Annotated in this window: 4 protein-coding genes; 1 reads left to right on the top strand and 3 read right to left on the bottom strand. The window is 71.9% G+C overall.

Features of this window, described 5'->3' with window-relative positions:
- The 3 genes from GH736_RS21015 to GH736_RS21005 all read right to left on the bottom strand — a co-directional run.
- On the bottom strand, positions 1-194 hold a 194-nt coding region (locus tag GH736_RS21015; RefSeq protein ID WP_203230890.1), incomplete at its 3' end, for a hypothetical protein.
- 16 nt (positions 195-210) lie between these two features.
- Entirely contained in the window at positions 211-1,146 is a 936-nt protein-coding gene (locus GH736_RS21010; RefSeq protein WP_159606782.1) for a 1,4-dihydroxy-2-naphthoyl-CoA synthase, read from the bottom strand.
- 55 nt (positions 1,147-1,201) lie between these two features.
- The gene (locus GH736_RS21005) at positions 1,202-1,405 is read right to left on the bottom strand and encodes a hypothetical protein (protein ID WP_159606780.1); all 204 of its coding nucleotides are present in this window, start codon (positions 1,403-1,405) and stop codon (positions 1,202-1,204) included.
- Positions 1,406-1,460: 55 nt separating this feature from the next.
- Between GH736_RS21005 and GH736_RS21000 the strand changes: the two genes are divergently transcribed.
- Positions 1,461-2,510, top strand: coding sequence for an o-succinylbenzoate synthase (locus GH736_RS21000; protein WP_235934580.1), 1,050 nt, complete (start codon positions 1,461-1,463; stop codon positions 2,508-2,510).
- The last annotated feature ends 6 nt before the right edge of the window (positions 2,511-2,516 follow it).

Raw genomic sequence — 2,516 nt, 5'->3', positions numbered from 1 at the left:
GTCGCGACATCCGCGCCACCGTCTCGGTCGACGACGAGGGCGACGCCGTCGTCGACCTCGCCGACGGCAGCGAGGACGCTCCCGTCATCGGGTCCGGGCGCCGGCCACACCGCAGGGCCGCCCGAGAGCGCCCGCCGCAGGGCGAACGTGAGGCCCGCGACGTCCATCGCCGGCACGCGCACGAGCGGTTTCATCGCGGCATCCGCCCCGTCAGTAGTGCCACGGGTAGGGGCCCCAGTCGGGGTCGCGCTTCTCGAGGAACGCGTCACGGCCCTCGACCGCCTCGTCGGTGCCGTACGCGAGCCGCGTCGCCTCACCGGCGAACACCTGCTGGCCGACCATGCCGTCGTCGACCGCGTTGAACGCGAACTTCAGCATGCGGATGGCGGTGGGCGACTTCGTGAGGATCGTGCGCGCCATGGCGATCGCCTCGCGCTCGAGCTCGGCGTGCGGCACGACGCGGTTCACCGCACCCATCTCGTAGGCGCGATCCGCGGAGTACTCCTCGGCGAGGAAGAACACCTCGCGGGCGAACTTCTGCCCGATCTGGCGGGCGAAGTACGCGCTGCCGTAGCCGGCGTCGAAGCTGCCGACGTCGGCATCCGTCTGCTTGAACCGCCCGTGCTCGCGGCTCGCGATGGTGAGGTCGCAGACGACGTGCAGCGAGTGCCCGCCGCCGGCGGCCCAACCCGGCACGACCGCGATGACGACCTTCGGCATGAACCGGATGAGCCGCTGTACCTCGAGGATGTGCAGGCGCCCGGTCGCGGCCGCGGCCGCCGGGTCGCGCACCACCTCGGCCTCGGCGTCGGAGTACTGGTAGCCGTCGCGCCCGCGGATGCGCTGGTCGCCGCCCGAGCAGAACGCCCACCCGCCGTCCTTCGCACTGGGGCCGTTGCCCGTCAGCAGCACGACGCCGATGCGCGGGTTCGTGCGGGCGTCCTCGAGCGCACGGTAGAGCTCGTCGACCGTGTGCGGCCGGAACGCGTTCCGCACCTCGGGCCGGTGGAACGCGATGCGCGCGATGCGCCCGTCACGCGAGTGGTGGTACGTGATGTCGGTGAACCCGACGGATGCCCCGGGGGCGGCGGGTGCGGCATCCGTCCACTCGCTCGCGTCGAACAGTTCGGAGACCTCGTGCGCCATGCCTCCAGCCTACGGCCGTGGCCGCGACGGCCTCGGGAGTGGGCGTCGCGACGACCTAGAGGGTCGCGGGCTCCCCGGTGAAGAACGCCACGATGCCGGCGTACGCGATGGAGCCGACCCAGATCGCACCCCAGGTGAGCGGGATGAGCGCCGCGACCAGGAGCACCAGCCCGATCACGGCGATGAGCACGTTGCGCCCCGGCGAGTCACGGCGCACCTCGCTGGCTTCGACGCCGAGCGTGTCGAGTTCGTCGGACATGGGCACCTCCAAGGCGGCCACACTAACAGACCCCCATCGGTGCCACGATGGGACGGTGACCGATGACGCCGCGCCCCTGCCGACCCTCGACGACCTGCTCGCGACGGCGAGGGTGGTGGCCCTCCCCCTCGTCACGCGGTTCCGCGGCATCGAGGTGCGCGAGGCCATGCTCTTCGAGGGTCCCGAGGGCTGGACGGAGTTCTCGCCGTTCGCCGAGTACGGCGACGACGAGGCGTCCGCCTGGCTCGCCGCGGCCATCGACTTCGGCTGGACCGCGCCGCCACCCGCCCTGCGCGACCGCATCCCGGTGAACGCCACCGTGCCGGCGGTCGACCCCGACAGCGTCGGCGCCGTGCTCGCCCGCTTCCCCGGCTGCCGCACCGCGAAGGTCAAGGTCGCCGGTGGCGACGAGCCGCTGTCGGCGGATGTCGCGCGCGTGCGCGCGGTGCGGCACGCGCTCGGCCCCGAGGGACGCATCCGCGTCGACGCGAACGGCGGCTGGAACGTCGACGAGGCCGAGCACGCGATCCACGCACTCGCCCCGTTCGATCTCGAGTACGTCGAGCAGCCCTGCGCGACCCTCGCGGAACTCGCCGAGATCGGCGTCCGCGTGAAGTACATGGGCATCCCCATCGCCGCCGACGAGAGCGTGCGACGGGCCGACGACCCGCTCGCGGTGGCCGAGGCCGACGCGGCCGACCTGCTCGTGATCAAGGCCCAGCCGCTCGGCGGCATCCGGCGGGCCCTGCGCATCATCGAGGCGGCCGGTCTGCCTGTGGTGGTGTCGAGCGCACTCGACACGAGCGTGGGCCTCGCGATGGGCGCCTGGCTCGCGGCATCCGTGCCATCGCTCGACTACGACTGCGGCCTCGGCACCGCGTCGTTGCTCGCCGCCGACGTGACCCGCGACCCGCTGCTGCCGGTCGACGGCGCCATCGACGACGTCCGCCAGGAGCTGACGAACACACGCGCTCCTAGAAGTCCCTTCGCCGTCAAGAACTTCGGCCACAAGGAGGCGACCAGCGCGATCGTCGTCTCCTACTACTGGCACTTCGTCGATGTCGTCTGGATCGGCCTGTTCCTCGTCATCTACGTCCTCAAATAGAGACTG

This window comes from Agromyces humi, assembly GCF_009720255.1.
GTDB lineage: Bacteria > Actinomycetota > Actinomycetes > Actinomycetales > Microbacteriaceae > Agromyces > Agromyces humi.
This window is presented reverse-complemented; position numbering and strand designations above follow the sequence as displayed.

What these genes read in the sequence shown, in the direction of transcription:
- GH736_RS21010 (WP_159606782.1), bottom strand. Translation starts at nt 1,146, where the DNA reads ATGGCGCACGAGGTCTCCGAACTGTTCGACGCGAGCGAGTGGACGGAT.
- GH736_RS21005 (WP_159606780.1), bottom strand. Translation starts at nt 1,405, where the DNA reads ATGTCCGACGAACTCGACACGCTCGGCGTCGAAGCCAGCGAGGTGCGC.